At 38.4% G+C, this 19,831-nt stretch carries 15 protein-coding genes; 9 read left to right on the forward strand and 6 right to left on the reverse strand.

All coding sequences use genetic code 11. The features are described 5' to 3' along the window. Positions 1 to 5: 5 nt before the first annotated feature. Positions 6 to 269, reverse strand: a complete 264-nt coding sequence (locus tag STA7437_RS17995; protein WP_015194819.1) for a WGxxGxxG family protein — start codon at positions 267 to 269, stop codon at positions 6 to 8. Between the two features lie 327 nt (positions 270 to 596). Here STA7437_RS17995 and STA7437_RS27150 point away from each other — a divergent pair, with 327 nt between their 5' ends. The 4 genes from STA7437_RS27150 (at position 597) to STA7437_RS25920 (ending at position 6,671) form a co-directional block, all read left to right on the forward strand. Beyond that, positions 597 to 3,692, forward strand: a complete 3,096-nt coding sequence (locus tag STA7437_RS27150) for a hypothetical protein (RefSeq protein WP_015194820.1) — start codon at positions 597 to 599, stop codon at positions 3,690 to 3,692. Positions 3,693 to 4,106: 414 nt separating this feature from the next. Next, on the forward strand, positions 4,107 to 4,928 hold the full coding sequence (gene modA, locus STA7437_RS18005) for a molybdate ABC transporter substrate-binding protein (RefSeq protein ID WP_015194821.1): 822 nt from the start codon (positions 4,107 to 4,109) through the stop codon (positions 4,926 to 4,928). Continuing rightward, positions 4,928 to 5,665 (forward strand): molybdate ABC transporter permease subunit, encoded by a 738-nt coding sequence (gene modB, locus STA7437_RS25915; RefSeq protein ID WP_083856870.1) that lies wholly within the window; start codon positions 4,928 to 4,930, stop codon positions 5,663 to 5,665. The genes modA and modB overlap by 1 nt, the downstream gene beginning before the upstream one ends. Next, positions 5,604 to 6,671 carry a sulfate/molybdate ABC transporter ATP-binding protein gene (locus tag STA7437_RS25920; RefSeq protein WP_083856871.1) on the forward strand — a complete coding sequence of 356 codons (1,068 nt, stop codon included), beginning with the start codon at positions 5,604 to 5,606 and terminating at the stop codon, positions 6,669 to 6,671. Before modB ends, STA7437_RS25920 begins: the two co-directional genes overlap by 62 nt. Before the next feature lie 9 nt (positions 6,672 to 6,680). Here STA7437_RS25920 and STA7437_RS18015 read toward each other — a convergent pair whose 3' ends face one another. Beyond that, positions 6,681 to 7,628, reverse strand: a complete 948-nt coding sequence (locus tag STA7437_RS18015; protein WP_015194822.1) for an arsenic resistance protein — start codon at positions 7,626 to 7,628, stop codon at positions 6,681 to 6,683. A 99-nt stretch (positions 7,629 to 7,727) separates the two neighbouring features. Here STA7437_RS18015 and STA7437_RS18020 point away from each other — a divergent pair, with 99 nt between their 5' ends. Together STA7437_RS18020 and STA7437_RS18025 are read left to right on the forward strand one after the other, a co-directional pair. Next, complete coding sequence (locus tag STA7437_RS18020; protein WP_015194823.1) at positions 7,728 to 8,900, forward strand: MFS transporter; 1,173 nt, start codon at positions 7,728 to 7,730, stop codon at positions 8,898 to 8,900. 228 nt (positions 8,901 to 9,128) lie between these two features. Further along, positions 9,129 to 10,283, forward strand: coding sequence for a substrate-binding domain-containing protein (locus tag STA7437_RS18025; protein WP_015194824.1), 1,155 nt, complete (start codon positions 9,129 to 9,131; stop codon positions 10,281 to 10,283). 39 nt (positions 10,284 to 10,322) lie between these two features. Here STA7437_RS18025 and STA7437_RS18030 read toward each other — a convergent pair whose 3' ends face one another. After that, complete coding sequence (locus STA7437_RS18030; RefSeq protein ID WP_015194825.1) at positions 10,323 to 11,447, reverse strand: tocopherol cyclase family protein; 1,125 nt, start codon at positions 11,445 to 11,447, stop codon at positions 10,323 to 10,325. Between the two features lie 27 nt (positions 11,448 to 11,474). Next, on the reverse strand, positions 11,475 to 12,374 hold the full coding sequence (locus STA7437_RS18035) for a homogentisate phytyltransferase (RefSeq protein ID WP_015194826.1): 900 nt from the start codon (positions 12,372 to 12,374) through the stop codon (positions 11,475 to 11,477). Between the two features lie 626 nt (positions 12,375 to 13,000). Between STA7437_RS18035 and sigC the strand changes: the two genes are divergently transcribed. Beyond that, positions 13,001 to 14,251 (forward strand): RNA polymerase sigma factor SigC, encoded by a 1,251-nt coding sequence (gene sigC / locus STA7437_RS18040; protein ID WP_015194827.1) that lies wholly within the window; start codon positions 13,001 to 13,003, stop codon positions 14,249 to 14,251. Positions 14,252 to 14,482: 231 nt separating this feature from the next. Beyond that, positions 14,483 to 15,337 carry an amino acid ABC transporter substrate-binding protein gene (locus tag STA7437_RS18045; protein WP_015194828.1) on the forward strand — a complete coding sequence of 285 codons (855 nt, stop codon included), beginning with the start codon at positions 14,483 to 14,485 and terminating at the stop codon, positions 15,335 to 15,337. 1 nt (position 15,338) lies between these two features. On the opposite strand, the gene STA7437_RS18050 is transcribed toward STA7437_RS18045, so the two are convergent. Beyond that, positions 15,339 to 15,881, reverse strand: a complete 543-nt coding sequence (locus tag STA7437_RS18050) for an NADPH-dependent FMN reductase (RefSeq protein ID WP_015194829.1) — start codon at positions 15,879 to 15,881, stop codon at positions 15,339 to 15,341. A gap of 631 nt (positions 15,882 to 16,512) precedes the next feature. Between STA7437_RS18050 and STA7437_RS18055 the strand changes: the two genes are divergently transcribed. Continuing rightward, positions 16,513 to 18,744: an iron uptake porin gene (locus STA7437_RS18055; protein WP_015194830.1), complete on the forward strand. Its 2,232-nt coding sequence runs from the start codon at positions 16,513 to 16,515 to the stop codon at positions 18,742 to 18,744. A 42-nt stretch (positions 18,745 to 18,786) separates the two neighbouring features. On the opposite strand, the gene STA7437_RS18060 is transcribed toward STA7437_RS18055, so the two are convergent. After that, on the reverse strand, positions 18,787 to 19,581 hold the full coding sequence (locus STA7437_RS18060; protein WP_015194831.1) for a biotin--[acetyl-CoA-carboxylase] ligase: 795 nt from the start codon (positions 19,579 to 19,581) through the stop codon (positions 18,787 to 18,789). Positions 19,582 to 19,831 lie beyond the last annotated feature (250 nt).

Here is a 19,831-nt window from a genome sequence, read left to right on the forward strand (position 1 = left end):
CTTGGTTAGCGATAATCAGTAGTTGTTGTTCTAGTAGGGTCGTTATATACTGTATTATTGTGGCGTTTATTTTTACCAGCTAGACCAGCTAGTCCAATTAGACCTAGTAATCCAAGCCAACCCCAATCAAAATTATTATCTTCCTGTACGTATCCCTCTTGAGTAGGGGGAACTTGAGTTTGAGCTTGAACAGAAACCATCGGTACAACAGCTAAACTAGTTGCGATCGCGCTAGCTGCGAGCAATTTAGATAATTTAATATTCTTCATTCTTAAGACTCCTTTTCAGACTTGTTTTATTATTTATAAGGCTAAAGAAACCTCCAAAGAATTTAATCAGTCTTTAGCCAGAAACTAGTAAATATTTTTTCAGCAATATTTTGAGTAAAAACGAAACAGAATCAGTCTTTAATTCCTAAAAACATTTCTTTTCGTAAATCTTCACAAAAATCTTAAAACGATCCGACTAAAGATAGAGTTAGCCTCAAATTTTGCTAGCAACAATAAAGTTAGGTGCGATTATTTTCAGATCCACAAAATATTAAATAGTCGCGCCTTCACTAAGATACATTGCGTTAAAAATTAAAGAAGAAAATTATGTTTCACAACTTAGAAATGATGCTGGGATTATACAGCACTCACTTTTGGCTTGCTAAAGTTCGAGTTCCAACACCCCCAACAACACCTACACCAATCAATCCTCCACCAGTAACAACACTTCCTTTCCCAGTGCCTCAATTTTTCGTGGCATTGCTGGCAGGAGTAGTAATTGCTTTTGCTTTCCAGTTTCTGTTAACCAACTTTACTTTAGCAGCAGGAATTTCTGCGGGAGCTAACCCTCTAGAAGCCGAAGCTGAGGAAACTTGGGGAAGTAAGTTCCAAGAAGTCGAATCTAAAGTAGGATTTTGGGCTTTAATAACCGTTAATATTGCTCTGTTTATCGCTTGTTTCTTGGCGATTAAACTAACCTTCATTAACAACATTAGTTTTGCAGCAATTACGAGCATTGTAATCTGGTCAATCTTTTTCTTGCTGCTGCTGTGGCTTAGTTCCAAAGCAATTGGTTCCGTTGTGAGTTCTGTAGTTGATACAGCATCTTCAGGAATGCAAGGTATAGGAGCGATCGCAACAACTGCTCTGAGTGCTAATGCGGTTAATGCTCGTGTAGTTAATACAGTAGAAGAATCTATTGGTGCAGTTCGTCGTGAATTAACTTCGGCAATTGATCCAACCATCGTTAAGGATACAGTACAAGATTACTTAGGTAACTTGAAACCATCTCAACTAAATCTCTCGGAAATTCGGGAAAATTTCCAAGATTTACTCAAAAATTCCGATTTACAATCCATATCACCCGATAACTTAAAAAATATCGACCGCCAAACTTTTGTAAATTTAGTTAGTAGTCGTACAGATTTTTCCAAACAGGATCTTAATCAGATTGCAGATCAACTAGAAAAAGTCTGGCAAGAAGTAATTGGTGAGCAACAGCAGAACAGTTTATTGCCAGAATTACTGAACTTTTTGCAAAAAGCTTCTCCAAACGAGTTGAAATCCGAGCAATTAAATCAAAAACTCAATCAATTGCTGGAGGAAACCAATAACCAGTCGACTTTTACAACACAAGCTATGCAGCTTGGTTTGGCTAAACTAATTGACACAGTTCTCCAACGAGTAGATCTTTCCGATGTAGATGGACAAAAAATTATCGAGCAATTACAACAGCTTAAAGACCAAGGTACAGAACAAGTAAAACAACTTACCTCGTCATCCTCTAACCCAATTCGAGGGGATGTAGAAGAATACTTGCTCAATTCCCAACCTTGGCATCTCAACCGAGAAACCATTAAGCAAGAATTTAAAGAGGTAATTTACGATCCAGAAGCAGCACCGAGTTTAGTGCGAAGTCAATTAGAACAACTCAATCGTGATGATTTGGTAAACATCTTAAATCAAAGAGATGAGTTTAGTTCCGAGCAAATAAACGAACTGGTTGATTCCCTCGAAAGTATCCGTCAGGAAGTTTTGTCCCAGGTTGCCAATGCAGAATCAGAAGAAAAATCACAAGATCTTCATTCTCGCGTAGAAAATTATCTTCGTTCTACTAGTAAAGAAGAACTAAATCCTGAAGCAATTGAACGCAACTTTAAAACACTTCTCGAAGATACAGACGCAGGTGTAGAAGAATTAAGCAATCGCCTTTCTCAATTCGACCATGATAGTTTGAAACAACTGCTTTCCCAAACTAGAGAAGATCTAAATGAAGAAGAAATCGACCAAATCCTGAATCAGCTATTAAGTACACGCGATCGCGTTAATTCAGAAGCTCAGGAAATGCAAGAAAAAGCCCAATTTCAAGCTCAAGAACTAGGGCAAAAAGTAGAATCCTATTTGCGGGATACTAAAAAAGAAGAACTAAATCCAGAAGGTATTAAGGAAGACCTCAAAACTCTTCGAGATAAACCGCAAGCTGGAATCAAAGCCTTGCGAGAAAGACTCTCTCAATTTGACCGCGATACGGTAGTAAAATTACTTTCCGAACGAGGAGATTTAAACGAAGAGGAAATTAATCAATTTATTGATCGCTTTGAAGAAATTCGAGATAATCTCCTGCACGCACCGCAAATGTTAGCGGGTAAGGCTCAGGAGCAATACGAAGATGTTACTAGTAAGATTGCTGATTATTTCCGTGCTACTAATTTAGAGGAACTAGACCCCGACAGCATCAAACAAGATTTACAGCAGCTATTTGACGATCCGCAACAGGGAACTAAAGCTCTGAGAGAAAGATTTTCGCACCTGGATCGAGAAACTCTAACCAAGCTGTTGAGTCAACGAGAAGACCTCAGTGAAGAGCAGGTTAATCAGTATATCGACCGAGTTCAAGCGGCAATTCAAGGTATTGTTAAAACACCCCGACGCTTGGCAAGTCGTACTCAAAAACAAATTCAAGATTGGCAAAGTTCTTTTGAAAATTACTTACGTTCCACTAATAAAGAAGAACTAAATCCAGAAGGCATTAAACGCGATTTACAAACCTTACTCAAAGAGCCAGGAACGGGATTAAGCCAAATTAGCGATCGCCTTTCTGAAATTGACCGTGATACGGTAGTAGCTCTTCTTTCGCAACGGGAAGATATTTCCGAAGCAGAAGCCAACGAGATTGTCGAACGAATTGACTCTGTGCGCCATCAATTACTCGAACAATTTCAGGCAATTCAACAGCAAGCCCAATCGGCGATTGAAGGAACATTTGACAAGATTCGTAATTACCTCAACTCCTTAGAGCGTCCCGAACTCAACTACGATGGAATTAAGCAAGACTTAGAAAAACTGTTTTCAGATCCAGAAGCAGGAGTTGATGCCTTACGCGATCGCGCCTCTCAATTTGACCGCGACACTATAGTTGCCCTGTTGAGTTCCCGCGAAGATATTTCTGAGCAAGATGTCAATCGAATCATTGACCAAGTTGAATCAGTACGCGATCGTTTTCTTAATCGTCTCGAACGTATTCAGCAGAAAACACAAGCAAGAATCGATGAGATTAAGCATAATGCTCGCGAACAAGTCATTCAAGCCCGTAAAGCGACAGCAACTGCTGCTTGGTGGTTATTTGGTACAGCTTTGACTTCGGCTGGTGTGGCAGTGCTAGCTGGCGTTATGGCAATACGTGGTCTAGCTATATTTAGTTAGTTATCCTCAAATAAAACCGTTTCTCACTAATAGCTGATCGAAGGTTTGTATTAGTTCAACAACAAAGGTGACACATTATTTGTAGGGGCAACTTGTGAGTTGCCTCTATTTTAATATAAAAATCTCTGATAACTGTTGATGTAACCTATTGGGTATTTTTATAAAAAATCAGATCAAATACAATGACTCAAAAACGTATATAAAAAACTTCCTTTATCGCCACCTCATCGCAACGAATTCTTAAATCCTCACCTCCTTTGTATAGAAAAATCATGCTGGACTAACAGCGTTTTATCTATGCAAGTATTTTTGCGTAATGTATTATATACTTGCATAAAGCCAATTTTTGTATCGATAAATATAAACAGGCTATTTACAGCAGTATTTGAATTGTTTAGTTCCGAACGATACCTAATGAAAATCAAAAGACAATATTTTTTCTTGTCCGGCTTAGTGGGACTTTTGGTTGCATTCAGTGGATTATTTCTTAACCAATCATTTTCGTCTTCAGCATCACAGATACTATTAGCTCAAAGACCAGTCACACTGACCGTATCTGCAGCAGCCGACCTCAACTATGTGTTTAAAGAAATCGGTGCTTTATGGGAGAAAGAAACAGGAAACAAAGTCACCTTTAACTTTGGTTCTACAGGACAACTAGCGCAACAAATAGAACGTGGTGCGCCTGTAGATTTATTTGCTGCTGCTAACAAGTCATACATTGAAGACCTTGACAAAGAAGGATTAATCGTATCCGACACAAAAGCTGTGTATGGTAGAGGACGAATTACTGTCTGGACAAGAGAAGATAGTAAACTCAATCCCAAAGACATTCGAGAGTTAACCAAACCGGAATATAAAAGAGTAGCGATCGCTAATCCCGATCATGCTCCCTACGGTATCGCTGCTAGAGAAGCATTTCAGACAGTAGGTATCTGGGATGCAATCAAGCCGAAACTGGTACTCGGTGAAAACATCGCCCAAACTCAACAATATGCGGAAACTGGCAATGTTGATGTTGGTATCGTGGCTTTATCTTTAAGCGTCAATAGACCAGGAAAATGGGAGCTAATTCCCGAAAATCTACATCAACCCATTGACCAAATGTTAGCTGTAGTCAAAAAGAGTAAGTATCAGACACAAGCCCGAGAGTTTGCCCAATATATTAACGGGCCGACAGGCAGACCATTGATGAAGAAATATGGTTTTGTTTTACCCGAGGAGAAAGCAAATTAATGGATTGGTTTCCTTATATATTATCATTGCAAGTCACCGCACTAGCTACAGTATTGCTGTTAGTTTTTGGACTGGGAATAGCAATTTTTTTAGCTCGTGTCCGTTTCAGAGGTGAATTAATCATATCGACAGTGCTGAACTTGCCTTTGGTACTACCTCCTAGCGTGATTGGTTTTTACCTATTGCTAGCTTTAGGTCGAGGTAGCCCGATACTGGAATGGTTTGGGATCGATATTTTATTCACATGGCAAGCAGCAGCGATCGCTAGTGCCATAGTTGCGTTGCCCCTAATTGTCGAAGCAGCCAGAGCCGCCATTTTAGATGTCAATCCGGAATTAGAAGCAGCAGCCCGTACTCTGGGAGACTCGGAAATTAAGGTGTTATGGCGAGTCACACTACCTTTGGCTCGTTCGGGAATTTTGGCAGGCTTTATCTTAGCAGTCGCCAGAGCTTTAGGTGAATTCGGTGCAACCTTAATGGTGGCAGGAAATATCCCCGAACGCACCCAAACCTTACCCCTGGCTATTTATGATGCTGTGCAGAACCAAGAGTATGGTAAAGCCAACTTGATGGTACTGGTGATGACTTTTTGGGCATTTCTGTTGCTGTTATGGGCGCGTAGCCTGGAACAGCGTAGACAAAAGCGTTCTACTGAGAAAATAATCAAAACTAAGAATGCAGCTTTTAGTAGACATTCACAAACAACTAGCCAGTTATCCTCTAGAAGTGAAATTTAATCTAGAGGGGCGAGTGCTGGGAATATTGGGTAGTTCTGGTTCTGGCAAAAGCATGACTTTACGTTGTATTGCGGGGCTTGAAACTCCTAAGCGGGGTCGCATTGTCGTTAATGGAAGGGTTTTGTTTGATTCATCCCAACGAATTAACCTGCCAATTCGCTTACGCCGTGTGGGGATTGTCTTTCAAAACTACGCCCTATTTCCCCATTTGACAGTTGCCGAAAATATTACCTATGGGTTACAAAATTTGTCGAGTGCAGAACGTCAGCACCGCTTGGCAGAACAAATAGCCAAATTACAACTGTCTGGCCTAGAGAATCGCTATCCACAGCAGCTATCTGGCGGACAACAGCAGCGCGTAGCTTTAGCAAGGGCTTTAGCAGTAGAACCAGAAGTATTACTGTTAGATGAACCCTTCTCGGCTCTCGATACTCACCTGCGACACCAACTGCAAGAACAACTGATTGAGACATTGAGTAGCTATCAAGGGGTGACGCTATTTGTTACCCATAATTTAGAAGAAGCCTATGAGATTTGTGAACATCTGTTAGTTATTTCCCAAGGGCAGGCGATCGCTTACGAGCAAAAACAATCTATTTTCGAGCGTCCAGCTACTTACACAGTTGCCCAACTAACTGGCTGTAAAAACTTCTCTCTAGCCAAAGCAATTTCCCCCACCCAAGTAGAAGCCAAGGACTGGGGCTGTACTCTCAAAGTCATCGAACCAATTCCTCAATCATTGGCATATGTAGGAATTCGCGCCCATCATCTTACCTTTCCCAATGAACCCAACACTGAAAATACCTTCCTCTGTTGGTTGGCTCACACCAGAGAAACACCCCATAGAATGACGCTTTATCTCAAGCTACACACTCTACCAACTCAACCAAACGATTACCACATCCAAGCCGAAGTATTTAAAGAAAAATGGTCAACTATCAAAGACCGTCCTTTTCCTTGGTATGTCAAGTTAGATCCACTCAAGCTGTGTTTAATGCAATCATAAACACTTAGTTTACTGCTGCCATTGCCCTCGCCGTCGCATCAGCAGTAGTAGCTGAGAAATTAAAACCATAACTGGTAACTCAATCAAGGGGCCAATGACTAAGACAAGCGCAATTAAAGGACGATGGGGAAATGCAGAAGCAGCAATTGCTATGGACAGTGGGGAATTACGAGCCAAAGTGGTGCAGCTAAGACAAGCAACCTCTGGGTAGGAAAACTTTAAGTAACGTCCTATCACTTGACCTAAGACAAAATTAACCACGAAGAACAGAACAACAGGGATAAACAGTTGAAATATGAATTCTGGATGCTGTATGACTACCTTTCCTTGTGAAGCGAAGATAGTAGCGATCGCTAAATTAAGGCAGATTACTTGAAATATTGCCATCTTTGCAACCACACCTTGCCATCTGAGGATGAATTGTCGGGAAATGGTTGCTACCAACAAAGGTAAAAATAATACCCAAAACAAACTCTCAAAAAGTTCCATTAGGTTGATTTCTACCAATGTCCCGGCAAAAATCAATAGATACACTGGTAGCAAAATAACTTGCAACACTAAATTTAGTGGCAGTAAAGCAGTTGCTAAAGCCACATCTCCACGGGCAACACCTGTAAACACAAGATACCAATCAGTACAAGGTGTAACCATCAACATAATTAGCCCCACCCTCAAATCGGGGCTATCTGACAAAAATAGATAACCATTAATCCAAGTGAAGATGGGAGTCCAGAAAAAGTTAATGATCAGGCTTGTTGATGTCACTTTAAAATTTCGTAACCCTCGTCCCAAGCCCTTTAAAGGTATTGGTAAGAAAGTTGCATACAGCATCAAAGCCAATAACGGCACAATTATCTTTGGGGCTATATTCGCAACCCATCCTATCTGAGCTAATGCCAATCCTACAAAAACTGAAAGCAGTACTAAAAATGGCTGTACCTTCTCAAATAATGGCATTACTTTACTATGGAGCTAATTACAGCTAATAGTAAAAACATATCACTCAATCACAGCTACAACCTCTTAAAAATAAGCACACTGAACAACGTAGTAACTATGGCACAGGGTACATCTAATAAATCTGCTCTCAAATTTGTAGTGATCTTAGGTATAGTTAGCCTCTGTGCTGATGCTACCTATGAGGGTGCAAGAAGCATTACAGGTGCGTATTTAGGAGTTTTAGGGGCTAGTGGTTTTGTCGTCGGGCTAGTAGCAGGTTTAGGAGAATTAATCGGCTATTGTTTTCGTCTTTTTATTGGCTATCTCAGCGACCAAACCCGTAAATATTGGCGAATTACCACAATTGGTTATGCGCTCAATACGGCAGTTGTACCACTCTTAGCCTTAGCAGGAAGTTGGCAAGTCGCTGCGGCATTGATGATTGGTGAACGCACTGGTAAAGCAATTCGCACTCCACCTAGAGATGTGCTACTGTCCCACGCGGCTTTGAGACTGGGAGGCGGTTTTGGTTTTGGCTTGCACGAAGCACTTGACCAAATTGGTGCAGTGATGGGGCCACTGGCTGTGGCGACGGTGGTTTATCTTCAGGGTGAATATCGGGGCGGTTTTGCAATTCTTATCGTACCTGCTGTAGTTGGGATGATTGTGCTTTTGGTAGGGCAGAGAATTTACCCGAATCCCCGTGATTTTGAACACCAAATTCCTACATTAGCGGACAAAGGACTACCTCAAAGATTCTGGATTTATTTAGGGGCTGTAGCATTCCTGGCCGCAGGCTTTGCTGATTTTCCATTAATTGCTTATCACTTTCAAACTCAAGCGATCGCCACAGGCAATACAATTCCCCTACTATATGCTTTGGCAATGGGGGTTGATGGGATTGCCGCACTGATATTTGGACGTTTATTTGACCGCTTTGGCATATCTATCCTAATTTTTGCGGCTGTTTTGTCTTCAATGTTTGCACCCTTAGTCTTTTTCGGCAACATCAATTTAGCAATATTGGGAATGGTCTTGTGGGGGATAGGGATGGGAGCGCAAGAATCAATTTTGAAAGCAGCAGTGGCAGCAATGGTGCCAATTGAAAAACGTGGCTCTGCTTTTGGCATATTTAACACAGGCTATGGTGTGTCTTGGTTTTTAGGTAGTGCTTTGATGGGAATTTTATACGATAGGTCAGTGAGTACTCTAATTCTTTTTTCAGTCATCATTCAGCTTGCTGCCATTCCGATTCTGCTGCTTGTTAATAGGAGTGGATCGAGAAATTAAAAGCATGGCTAGAATTTGCGTATAAAAGTTAACCATTATCTTGCTTTTTCAGCATTGCCTTTAGTACTGGTATCGCTAGTACAAATTGGGAATCAGAATCAGCGATCGCGTAGTGACTCCCCTAGAGTATTGCTTTCGTTAACTCGATTAAAAATCGAAATTTTACCTAAAATACTAGTTTGATTTACCCTGATTATATAATTTCAAAAACACAATAACCAAGATGTGGTGAAACAAGAAGTTCTTCGTAATAACTTAAAACAAATCAGAACCCGCTTGGGCATGAACCAGCAAGATTTGGCTAACTTAGCTGGGGTGACTCGTCAAACTATTAGCGGTGTAGAGTCAGGACAGTATGCTCCCTCGACTACAATATCCTTACGTTTGGCGAAAGCTCTTGGTTACCAAGTAGAAGACTTGTTTTGGCTAGAGGAAGATTTACCAGAAATTGAGGCTGTGCCTGCTCAAAACTTACCAGTGGGGCAGGACTTGCGAGTAATTTTGGCACGGGTAGGCGGACAATGGGTGGCGCATCCTCTAATTGGCAAAGATGCCTTTCGGACTGAGATGATTCCTGCTGATGGTGCAGCAAATCACTTGTCTTTAATGGATACCGTTCTGGTCAAACTTTTAGATGACCCCAAAAAGTTGTACAACACCGTAGTTTTGGCTGGTTGTTCCCCTGCACTCTCTCTATGGGCAAGAGCCGCCGAACGTTGGCATCCAGAATTACGGGTACACTTCACTTTCGCTAACAGTATGATTGCCTTAGAACGCTTATACCGAGGCGAAATTCACATCGCTGGGATGCATTTATACTGTCCGCAGACAGGGGAGCATAATACGCCCTTTGTGCATCGTGTATTAAAAGATAAAGCAGCAGTTCTAATTAACCTTGGTGTTTGGGAAGAAGGACTTTTGGTACAACAGGGGAATCCCAAGCAATTAAAAACCATTGCTGACTTAGCACAGCCTGGGGTGACGATAGTTAACCGCGAACAGGGTTCTGGTAGCAGGGAGTTACTAGACAGGAAACTTAAAGAGCAAAAAATATCTTTTACTGCCGTACAAGGATTTGATCAAATCGTCAGTAATCATCAAGATGTAGCATTAGCTGTAGCTACGGGAAAAGCAGATGCAGGAGTAAGTTCAGCATCTATCGCTACTGCTTTTGGGCTAGAATTTATTCCCTTACATCAGTCACGGTACGACTTGGTAATTCTCAAGCAATATTTGGAAGAAGCACCTGTACAACAACTACTCGGTACTTTGGGACATCGACAGGTGATTTCACAACTGCAAGCACTCGGTGGTTATGATACCAACTTAACTGGCGAGGTTGTAGCCACAGTAGAAGCTGTTAGTAACGGTAAGCACAATTAGCAAAATATATTAACTTTAACTATCGAATTCAGTCTATACTTACTCGGTAACAACTTTCCAGGCTTGATTCCAAGGAAAACCTCCTACTTCTAAACCTGCAACTTCAGTGCTTGCTTTAACAATAGTCTTTCCCTGACGCTGACGTAAATTTACATTCAATTCTCCCCTAGTTGTATCTCGACAATTAAAAACTAAACCTTTAGCGGTTGGTGTTCGGACATAAGTACCAGGCAAATCTGTTTTACCGACAAGAGTAACTTCAAAATCTTGATTGACAGCTTGCATCTGCCATGTTCCCCAAGGTTCAATCTGCCAACTAATCTGAGCATTCCAGGGGACAAATTCATAAAATTCGCCTTGATAATGAATTCCAATCATGGCAACTTCTTCTTGCCACCCTAATACCTTCCTAACTCCTCCTCCTGCTGTCAAAGCTAAACCGCTTTGGTTATTAAAACTATTACAATTAATCCAAAACCACTTCTGGGGAAAAGAGCGTCCCCAATTTTTTTCACTATAAGCTGGTGCATCGGTAAATTGATATACTTTTCCTTGCCATTCAATCCAACCAGTCGCCAAACCATGAGCCATTAAAATTTGCCATCCAGGTTCAAAAATAGGCAAATAAGATAACCATCCTGCGGTTGCTTGAGGATTAAAAGGATTTCCCCAACTATAAATCGGTTTAGTTTGATATAACCAACGACAAGACTTATTACTACCTGGATCACAAATATAGCCTTGATTTAAAGTAGTTGTTACTTGATAACCTTGTTTAATACAAGCTTCAAATTGATCAGCAGATATTAATTGAGGCGTTATCGCTTTTGTTGTTTTACCCCAATGTCCTAAACCTAAATAATCTTTAACTGCCCAAAATTTTTTCAGATTGGGAAAAGTACGACAAATGTATTCTTCATCAATACCTAGAATTTGTGCAGCACCACCACTATTAGCTTGCTCGCCACTAGGGTCTTCAATAGAATACATAAAAGCAAAAGTTTGAGCAATCTCGGGTATAGTAACGCGAAAATACCAACCTTCAAAAAAACCCTGAGATTTAAAAAGACAGTTATTAGCTTTCTGCCAATGATAACCACTATGAGGAGTTGGTAAGGGTGAACCGTAGTTTGTTCCTAATTGAGGTTGGAAAAATTGAAACATTTAGCAATTGGTTAACAATAATTCAACTTAAACAAAATAAGAAATAGGAAAAAGTATATATTCTAAAAAAAATAGTTTCCAAATAAATTGATAAAATTGCGCGATCGCAGTTTTTTCTTCTAAATCAACTTTTTGACTACGCCACCACAATAGTCCTAAAAGAATGAGATGATAACCAATAAAAAAGCTACAGCTAAAATCAGTTAGCCAAAATATCCTTGCTAAAATCATTCCTAAATAACAAAAAGTAATTACTCCGAGGGAAAGATTTAGTACGGCTGGCTTACCTAGAATTAAAGTAAAAGTAGTGATATTGTATTGTTTATCTCCTTCGAGATCGGGGACATCTTTAAAAATCGCGATCGCTATCGTAAAAAAGAGAACAAATAAAGTTAATACCCAAACATAGGAATTTAACAACTCTTGACCAGTTAATTTTTGACTGTAGTGTAAAAATAAGCCAAGATTTACGACAATACCGCGAACTGTAAAAATACAGAATGCAGCTAAAAAAGGAAATTGTTTTAAGCGAATTGGTGGTAGAGAATAAGCTGTGCCAATAATTAAACTAATACCTACCGTAGCTAATAACCAAATTCCCGAGCAAGCTGCAATTACTAAGGCTAAAATTCCTGTAATGGCAACAATCAATTTGCCTTTTTGAAGCGAAAATTCACCAGCAGCAAGCGGTAATGATGGTTTATTGATGCGATCAATTGCTACATCCGATAATTGGTTTAACCCCACAATATAAATATTGCCACATAAGCAAGCAATCCAAGCAGCCAGAAGTTGTTCTAAATTTAGCCAAGTAATTGAGCTATTAGTAGTTGCCAAGGCTAAAAAATAGATCGCAAAGACACTCAGACTAGTACCAATAATGGTATGGGGACGAGAAAATTTCCAAAAACTAAAGAAAAAACTCATCAATCAAGATTGTTATCTTACCAAAGTCAAATATAACGCGATCTTGGCTAACCTTAAAAATGATTATTTAAAAAAGCTAACTAATCACTAATTTTTTGAGTGAATTAGCAAATTACTGCATGGTAATAGTTATTACATTATTGTTACAAAAATTAGATTAATAAAACTACTCGGTTGTTGAGACTAATTTTTTTTTATTTGGATTCAAAACACCAACAAGTTAAGTATACGTAGGAAATTTTACGAGCTAAAAAACACTCAAGTAATTAATTGTTCAGTATAAACAAAAAATATTGAGCAAATCACAGAAATACTTTTGATTTTTGTTAAGTTATCTGTTTCTTTGCAAGAAATTATTAAAAAAAACCAAAAACAAACTTAACTCGGGAACAATCAAGAACAAAAGAAATTCGTCTGTTGCATAAAGAAAATCAGACCCTTCCTCAGAAAAAAAGTAGTTTAATTAACAACAAAATACGTATTTATACGGAGACTAAGTTAAACTACGGAACATTTCAAAAAAAAACTGGCAGTGATGTTCTTTTTTCCTTTTAAGTTGGGCAATCTAATGAGTGAGGAGTGATCCAACCCTGATTTTCAAGCTAAGTCGTCATTGAGAAAGCAATATGTTAGCTAGTTCTTTATATGTTGAGACCGAAGAAGACTATTCTATTTCTGCTTACGATCTAGAGTTAGAAGAAAGTAACTATAGCTCTGGAAAGTTAACAGATGACCTGGTAGAACTAGATTTAGAAAATATCGATCTAGACAATGGGGTTAAAAGAGGAAATAGAACTACTACTGACTTAGTCAGGCTGTATTTACAAGAGATCGGTCGCGTTCCTTTGCTAGAACGAGATGAAGAGGTTTCAGAAGCCCAAAAAGTTCAGCGTCATATTAATATCATAGAGCAGCGAGCTAAAGCTGCCAAGAAGGGAGATCAAATTTTGCAAGAGTTTGTTGAGCTAATTGATGCTCACGACCGTTTAGTCTCCCAACTAAGCCATCGTCCTTCTTTGAGAAGATGGGCTCAAACTGTGGGCATGGAAATTCCCCTACTCAAAGAACGCTTATCAGTAGGTAAACATCGTTGGGCAGAAGTTGTTAACTGTAGTGTTAAAGAACTAGAAAGAATTCAACGAGATGGTATTCGCGCTAAAGAACACATGATCAAAGCTAATTTACGCTTGGTTGTGTCTGTAGCCAAAAAATATCAAAATCGAGGCTTAGAATTACTCGATCTAATTCAGGAAGGAACTCTTGGTTTAGAACGGGCAGTAGAAAAATTCGATCCCACTAAAGGCTATCGCTTTAGTACTTATGCTTATTGGTGGATTCGTCAAGGAATCACAAGAGCGATCGCAACTCAAAGTCGTACTATTCGTCTTCCAGTCCACATCACTGAAAAACTCAACAAAATCAAAAAAGCTCAACGAAAGATCTCTCAAGAAAAAGGACATACTCCTCGGATTGAAGATCTTGCTCAAGAATTAGATATGACCGCAGGACAAATTAGAGAAGTATTACTGCGTGTACCCCGTTCCGTCTCCTTAGAGATTAAAGTCGGAAAAGAAAAAGATACAGAGTTAGGAGATCTACTAGAAACAGAAAGTGCTTCTCCAGAAGAAACTTTGATGCGAGAATCTTTGCAAAAAGATTTGCAATATCTTTTGTCAGAACTAACTAGCCGTGAACGAGAAGTAATTCAGATGCGTTTTGGTTTTGGTGGCGAAAAACCTTTTTCTTTGGCAGAAATCGGTCGTTGTTTAGAACTGTCTCGCGAAAGAGTCCGCCAAATCGAAGCTAAAGCTTTACAAAAACTTAGACAGCCTAGACGCAGAAACATGATTCGCGATTATCTAGAGTCTCTTAGTTGAATTATGAAGGAAGAAGGTGCAAAATTAACGCTTTCTTCCTTTTTTTATTTAATTAATTCTAATTATTGTTGATTATCTAGAGCTATAGCAACCTAATTATAATTTAGGACTCTTGATAATAATCTCAAGCAACTTAAATCTGTGCCTCAAGTTGATGCTGCTAAAAGCAACAAAAGCATAATAATATTTAAAATACTTGTTAGGTGAGCAGCATTTATAACTAAAGCAATAATGATTAAATATCAAATAAAAATTGGAGTTTTATTAGGGCTAATCTTATCTATACCTTTATCAGCAACCGCAGCAACTGTATTAGAAAATATTCAAAAAACTGGAGTAGTTAAAGTAGCAATCAGGGAAGATGCTGCACCTTTTGGTTACACAGATACCACAGGCAATCTTCAAGGATATTGTCTAGATTTTTTTAGTTTGCTCGAAAAAAAATTAATTAATCAACTTAAAAGAAATACACTTATTTTTAGGGTTTTAAAATCTCGAGTTGATAATCGTTTTGATTTAGTCACAGAAGGGTTTGTTCAGCTAGAATGTGGCCCTAATACTATTCGATCGCAACTTCAAGAACAAGTTGTATTTTCTCAACCTTTTTTTATGACGGGTACTCAATTTTTAATTCGTCAATCAAATAATAATTTATTTAATTTGGATACCAATTTAAATCAATTGAGGCTCGGAGTAATAGAAGCAACGAGTACAGAAAAATATCTACGCGATCGCTATCCCCAGGCACAATTAACCTTATTTCGAGGTGTTACTGCTAGAAGCAGAGGTGTACAAGCCCTAGCGCAAGGAAAAATTGATGCAATGGTCAGTGATGGTATTCTCTTAAGAGCAGAAGCTCAACAACAAAATTTATCTCTTGCTAATTATTCTTTAATTCCAGAGCAGCCTTTAACTTGCGACTCTTATGGTATGCTACTTCCTCAAGGCGATCGCTCATGGCAAGATTTTGTCAATTCTGTGATCACTTCTCCAGAATCGAAAGAACTTTTAAATAAGTGGTTTGGAGACATTATTCCCTACACTCAGATTACTGAAGCTAATTGTCAGAATAATTCTGAATTTTGAATTACACTCCTCTGAGTTTACGAGTGTGATCGACTAAACTTTGAGCGAATTGATCGAATCTTTGGGATAATTTTTCATCTAATAATTTACCTTCTCGATCAAATGCCTGCCAAGCTTGCCCAACAGCAATTTGTTCTGGAATTACCCAAGCGTGAACCCATCTCATGATAATTCTTAGATCGTTAAGAGCATTGCTATTGGATTGTCCGCCTAAAATACTGATTACTCCTGTGACTTTATCAGATAAATGCTCAAAACTCATTAAATCAAGGGCGTTTTTGATGACACCACTAACACTGCCATGATACTCAGGTGTAGCTAAAATTAACCCATCAGCTTCTTTGACACTATCTCTAAGTTTGATGACATCAGGATAGTCAGGATAGTCGTCTCCACCATTACAAAAAGGTAAATTTAGGTTTCGTAAATCAAGCAGTTCTACTTCTGCACCTAATGCTTCTACTCTAGTAATCGCTTGTTGCAGTGCCAAAGCCGTATAAGAACCATCTCGAAGACTGCCGTTAATGCCAACAATCTTAACCATAAAATTTAACTCCTATTATTTATCTTTTGATTAATCCGTACTCGTTATGAATACGCTTTTAATCTAACAAAAAAAATTGTTTGCTGTCAAATCAACTTAAAAGTAAAACCGAGAATATGATTACATTACACAAACTTAAATCCTGGCAAAGGTCTGGTGTATACATTCTAGACAAATAATTTACAGCAGTGACCAGTTTTTTACTTTGATCCTTCGCACTCACTCAGGACGCTTTTTACTGTTTACTTAATTCTGAGCATTTATTAGATGCGATCTCGGCAAAGCCGAGGCGCGGAGCGATCGCGTTTGTAGGAATTAATCCCTTGCAGACAGAATTAGAAAGCAAAACACACTTTGTCTAAAAATTTGACACAGTACTTAATGATTAACTTTTATAACAAAAACATGAAGCCTGCATAAATTCTTTAGTCATTTGCGAAGTAACTAGTGTAAATAAATTAAGCAAGTATTTATTAAACTAACTATTTAGATTTATTGACGATCTAAACAGTTAGTCTTTTTTTGGTTTTAAATAACTATTAACTGCATTAAAAAATTAAATCAGAAAGAAAAAAAATAATTTCTGTTTTATTAGGCATGGCTGAAATAATTGGGTGGATGAGGAACAAATATGAGCAACAAACTGCCTTTTATTATTGGATTATTTGTACTACTTTTAGACCCGACAGTTGTACAAGCACAAACTAAAAATCAGCAATTTACAAGCAATAACAGTAGTTCGAGTCTTAATTATAATTCTAATTTTACTAAGTTTAAAATACCAAAGCAAAGCAATTTTGATGAGGCAAAAGACTTTTCTGTAACTAATCAATTTAATTTGAATAGTATACTTCTTTCTAAATCACCAAATCAACCAGCATCCTCTCAAAATTTTTTAACAATTGCTCAATTACCAACTAAAAAAGCAACTACAACGCCAAAAGAAAATACAGCAAAACCGATCACTTTAGCAGAAGCAGACTTTGTTAAATATCAAACTACCAGTGAATCTCTTGATAGCGTTATCACTCCTGATAATTCCCTCACTCAAGTAACAGATGTTTCCCAATTACGAGATGTTCAAGCAGGAGATTGGGCTTATGAAGCATTGCGTGGGCTGGTAGAAAGATATGGTTGTATTGCTGGTTATCCCAATCAAACCTATCGAGGAACACAGGCTTTATCTCGTTATGAATTTGCAGCAGGATTAAATTCTTGTCTACAACAAATTGAAAGATTGATTGCTTCTTCTGAAGCAGTTGCACAAGAAGATTTAGCGACTATTAAAAGATTAACTCAAGAATTTGAAGCAGAATTAGCTGCGATTGGTGGAAGAGTTGATGATTTAGAAAGTCGGACTGCTTTTTTAGAAGACCATCAATTTTCGACTACTACTATTCTCAATGGGGAAGTTATTTTTGCAGTAGCTGATGCTTTTGGTGGCGATCCTCCAGGAGGATGTAGTTTACCCGCAGATACAGCTACACCAGATGGTCGCAATATAGGTGCTGACTGTGTAAATAGAGGAGAACCAGAAACGAATACCGTCTTTACTCATTTAACTAGATTAGGATTACAAACCTCTTTTACAGGACAAGACCGTTTACGGATGTATTTAACCACAGGAAATTTTAGCGACGGTGGTTTTACCAATGTAGAATCTCTTAATACCTATATGGCACGTTTAGGTTATCAAGCAGATTATGACAATGATATTTATTTGGATATTGTAGAATACCGTTTGCCTGCTTTTGATGACAAAGTTGTTTTCTATGCTTCTACTTTTGGCTTTGCTTTAAGTAATGTTTTAACTGCTAATTCGCCTTATTTTGATATTGGTAGAGGTGCAGTTTCTCGTTTTGGACAACTCAATCCCATTTTAAGAATTGGTGGGGCGATGGATGCAGGAGTTGGGTTTGATTGGGCGATCGCAGAGCCGCTTCGTTTTCAAGTTGCTTATGGAACAAGAGATAGTGGCGATCCTGAAGCAGGTTTTTTTGGCTCAGATTATAGTGCTTTGGGTGCGCAGTTTTTGGTACAACCTACAGACAATATTGTGGCGGGGATTAATTATGTCAATGCCTATTCTAGTGATGGTAGTTTAGGAACATTTACAGGTTCTGTTAATGCAGAAACAGGCGGTTTATGGTCTGGTGCTTCTGTTCCTGCACCCGAAGAAGCTACCAATTCTCCTTTTGCTGCTTGTTGTCGATTTTTATTAGGAGATCAACCTGCCCAAATCAATGCTGTGGGAGGTAGTTTTCAGTGGAATGTGACAGAAAAACTGAATTTTGCTGCTTGGGGTGGTTACACTTTTGCTAATTTCCTCAACGAATTGCCTGATTTTCCTGAGACTGAGGTTGATGGTACACCACCTGAAGATGGAATTGGAGCTTCTGCTAACAAAAAACCTTTTGCTAATACAGCTACTTTTACACTTTCACTCGGTCTAAGCGATCCTTTTGGTCGAGAAGGAGATTTGTTTGGTTTTATTTTTGGAATGCCACCTAAGCTAGTTGATGCTGGACCAGAAACAGCAGGTACTCCTGTACCATTCTTTGAACAGGTTATTAATAATGAAGGAGAAACTGTAGTTACGGATAATAATCCTAATCTAGATACTGTTGGAGAAGTAATTGCAGCAGGAGGAGATGCACCAGGATTAGTTAATTCAGGTCAATTACCAAGAAGAGTAGGACAAAAAGACGAAGCTACTTCTTTGCACTTTGAATTCTTTTACCGTTTTAAAGTCAATGACAGCATTTCGATTACGCCAGGATTCTACTTTGTGACTAATCCAGGGCATATTGAAAATAATGACACAATTTATGTTGGTACAATTCGTACTACTTATCGTTTTTAATTAAATTGCTTTCTCAGTAAGGGTGGATACTGTTCACCCTGATTAGGTTTTTTCTTCGTAACCTAAACTAATTTGACCTGGTGACAAACAAACTTCTGTGGTTGCGCCAGGTGATTTTATGCGAACACGCAATTCTCCTGTGGTTGTTACTCCTGTAATAATTCCTGTACCGCCATTCAGGGTAACTTGTTGTCCTAAATTTGCAAATATTGCGAAATAATCTTTTAAAAGCTGTTCTCGATCTACTGTTAAATAATGTTGATAACCTGAAATAATTCCACTAATAGTAATGGCAGTTAATTGTTCTAAAGAAGTAATTGCTAACTGATTTTGACAGTAAGATTGTAAATTAATTCCAATGTCAGGAACAGAATTAGTCCAGTTAATTCCTACTCCAATAACTACTTGAGTAATCCGATCTTTATGACTACGAGTTTCTAGTTTAATTCCTCCTAATTTTTTGCTCATTAATATTAGATCGTTTGGCCATTTCAGTAAAATAGGTAGATTATAATTTCTTAATGTGGTAACGATTCCCCAACCAATTATTAAAGTAAGCAAAAAACTGTCTTTTAAATTTAAATTACAGGCAATTCCTAAAGAAAGATACAATCCTCCTTGAGTAGAGAGCCATTGCCTTCCCCATTGTCCTCTTCCTGCGGTTTGTTCAAGAGCTAATGACGCAAGAGGTAATTTTTCTCCTTGTTCGATTAATTCCCATAATTTTTGATTAGTTGAAGGGATGGTTTCCCATATTTGTAAGGGAATTTGTTTTAACTGTTCAAAGTTTGGTAGTTCAAGAATAGCTGCTTGATATTTTTGTAGATCAAAGTTCACTTTATCTCTGGATTTTTTTTCTTTTACTTTCAAATGTAATCGATAATGGTAGGCTACTTGCTAATTTTTCTAAACTTACTTGTTTAATTGATTACAGAAGATTAACTAAAATTTATAATAACAAGTAATCTGACCACTTCAAATGCTTTTTTAGATGTGTTTGGTATAATTCAGGTAACATTTTTTTTGATAGGTTTGACTATAGCACTACGTCATAGGGTTAGGACACAAAAATTACGCTCGATAATAA

Origin of the sequence: Stanieria cyanosphaera PCC 7437 (genome assembly GCF_000317575.1) — a bacterium.
In the GTDB taxonomy this organism is placed as follows: Bacteria; Cyanobacteriota; Cyanobacteriia; order Cyanobacteriales; family Xenococcaceae; genus Stanieria; species Stanieria cyanosphaera.

Coding starts and splice junctions, on each gene's coding strand:
- STA7437_RS17995 (WP_015194819.1), bottom strand. CDS start 269: ATGAAGAATATTAAATTATCTAAATTGCTCGCAGCTAGCGCGATCGCA.
- STA7437_RS27150 (WP_015194820.1), top strand. CDS start 597: ATGTTTCACAACTTAGAAATGATGCTGGGATTATACAGCACTCACTTT.
- modA (WP_015194821.1), top strand. CDS start 4,107: ATGAAAATCAAAAGACAATATTTTTTCTTGTCCGGCTTAGTGGGACTT.
- modB (WP_083856870.1), top strand. CDS start 4,928: ATGGATTGGTTTCCTTATATATTATCATTGCAAGTCACCGCACTAGCT.
- STA7437_RS25920 (WP_083856871.1), top strand. CDS start 5,604: ATGCAGCTTTTAGTAGACATTCACAAACAACTAGCCAGTTATCCTCTA.
- STA7437_RS18015 (WP_015194822.1), bottom strand. CDS start 7,628: ATGCCATTATTTGAGAAGGTACAGCCATTTTTAGTACTGCTTTCAGTT.
- STA7437_RS18020 (WP_015194823.1), top strand. CDS start 7,728: ATGGCACAGGGTACATCTAATAAATCTGCTCTCAAATTTGTAGTGATC.
- STA7437_RS18030 (WP_015194825.1), bottom strand. CDS start 11,447: ATGTTTCAATTTTTCCAACCTCAATTAGGAACAAACTACGGTTCACCC.
- STA7437_RS18035 (WP_015194826.1), bottom strand. CDS start 12,374: ATGAGTTTTTTCTTTAGTTTTTGGAAATTTTCTCGTCCCCATACCATT.
- sigC (WP_015194827.1), top strand. CDS start 13,001: ATGTTAGCTAGTTCTTTATATGTTGAGACCGAAGAAGACTATTCTATT.
- STA7437_RS18045 (WP_015194828.1), top strand. CDS start 14,483: ATGATTAAATATCAAATAAAAATTGGAGTTTTATTAGGGCTAATCTTA.
- STA7437_RS18050 (WP_015194829.1), bottom strand. CDS start 15,881: ATGGTTAAGATTGTTGGCATTAACGGCAGTCTTCGAGATGGTTCTTAT.
- STA7437_RS18055 (WP_015194830.1), top strand. CDS start 16,513: ATGAGCAACAAACTGCCTTTTATTATTGGATTATTTGTACTACTTTTA.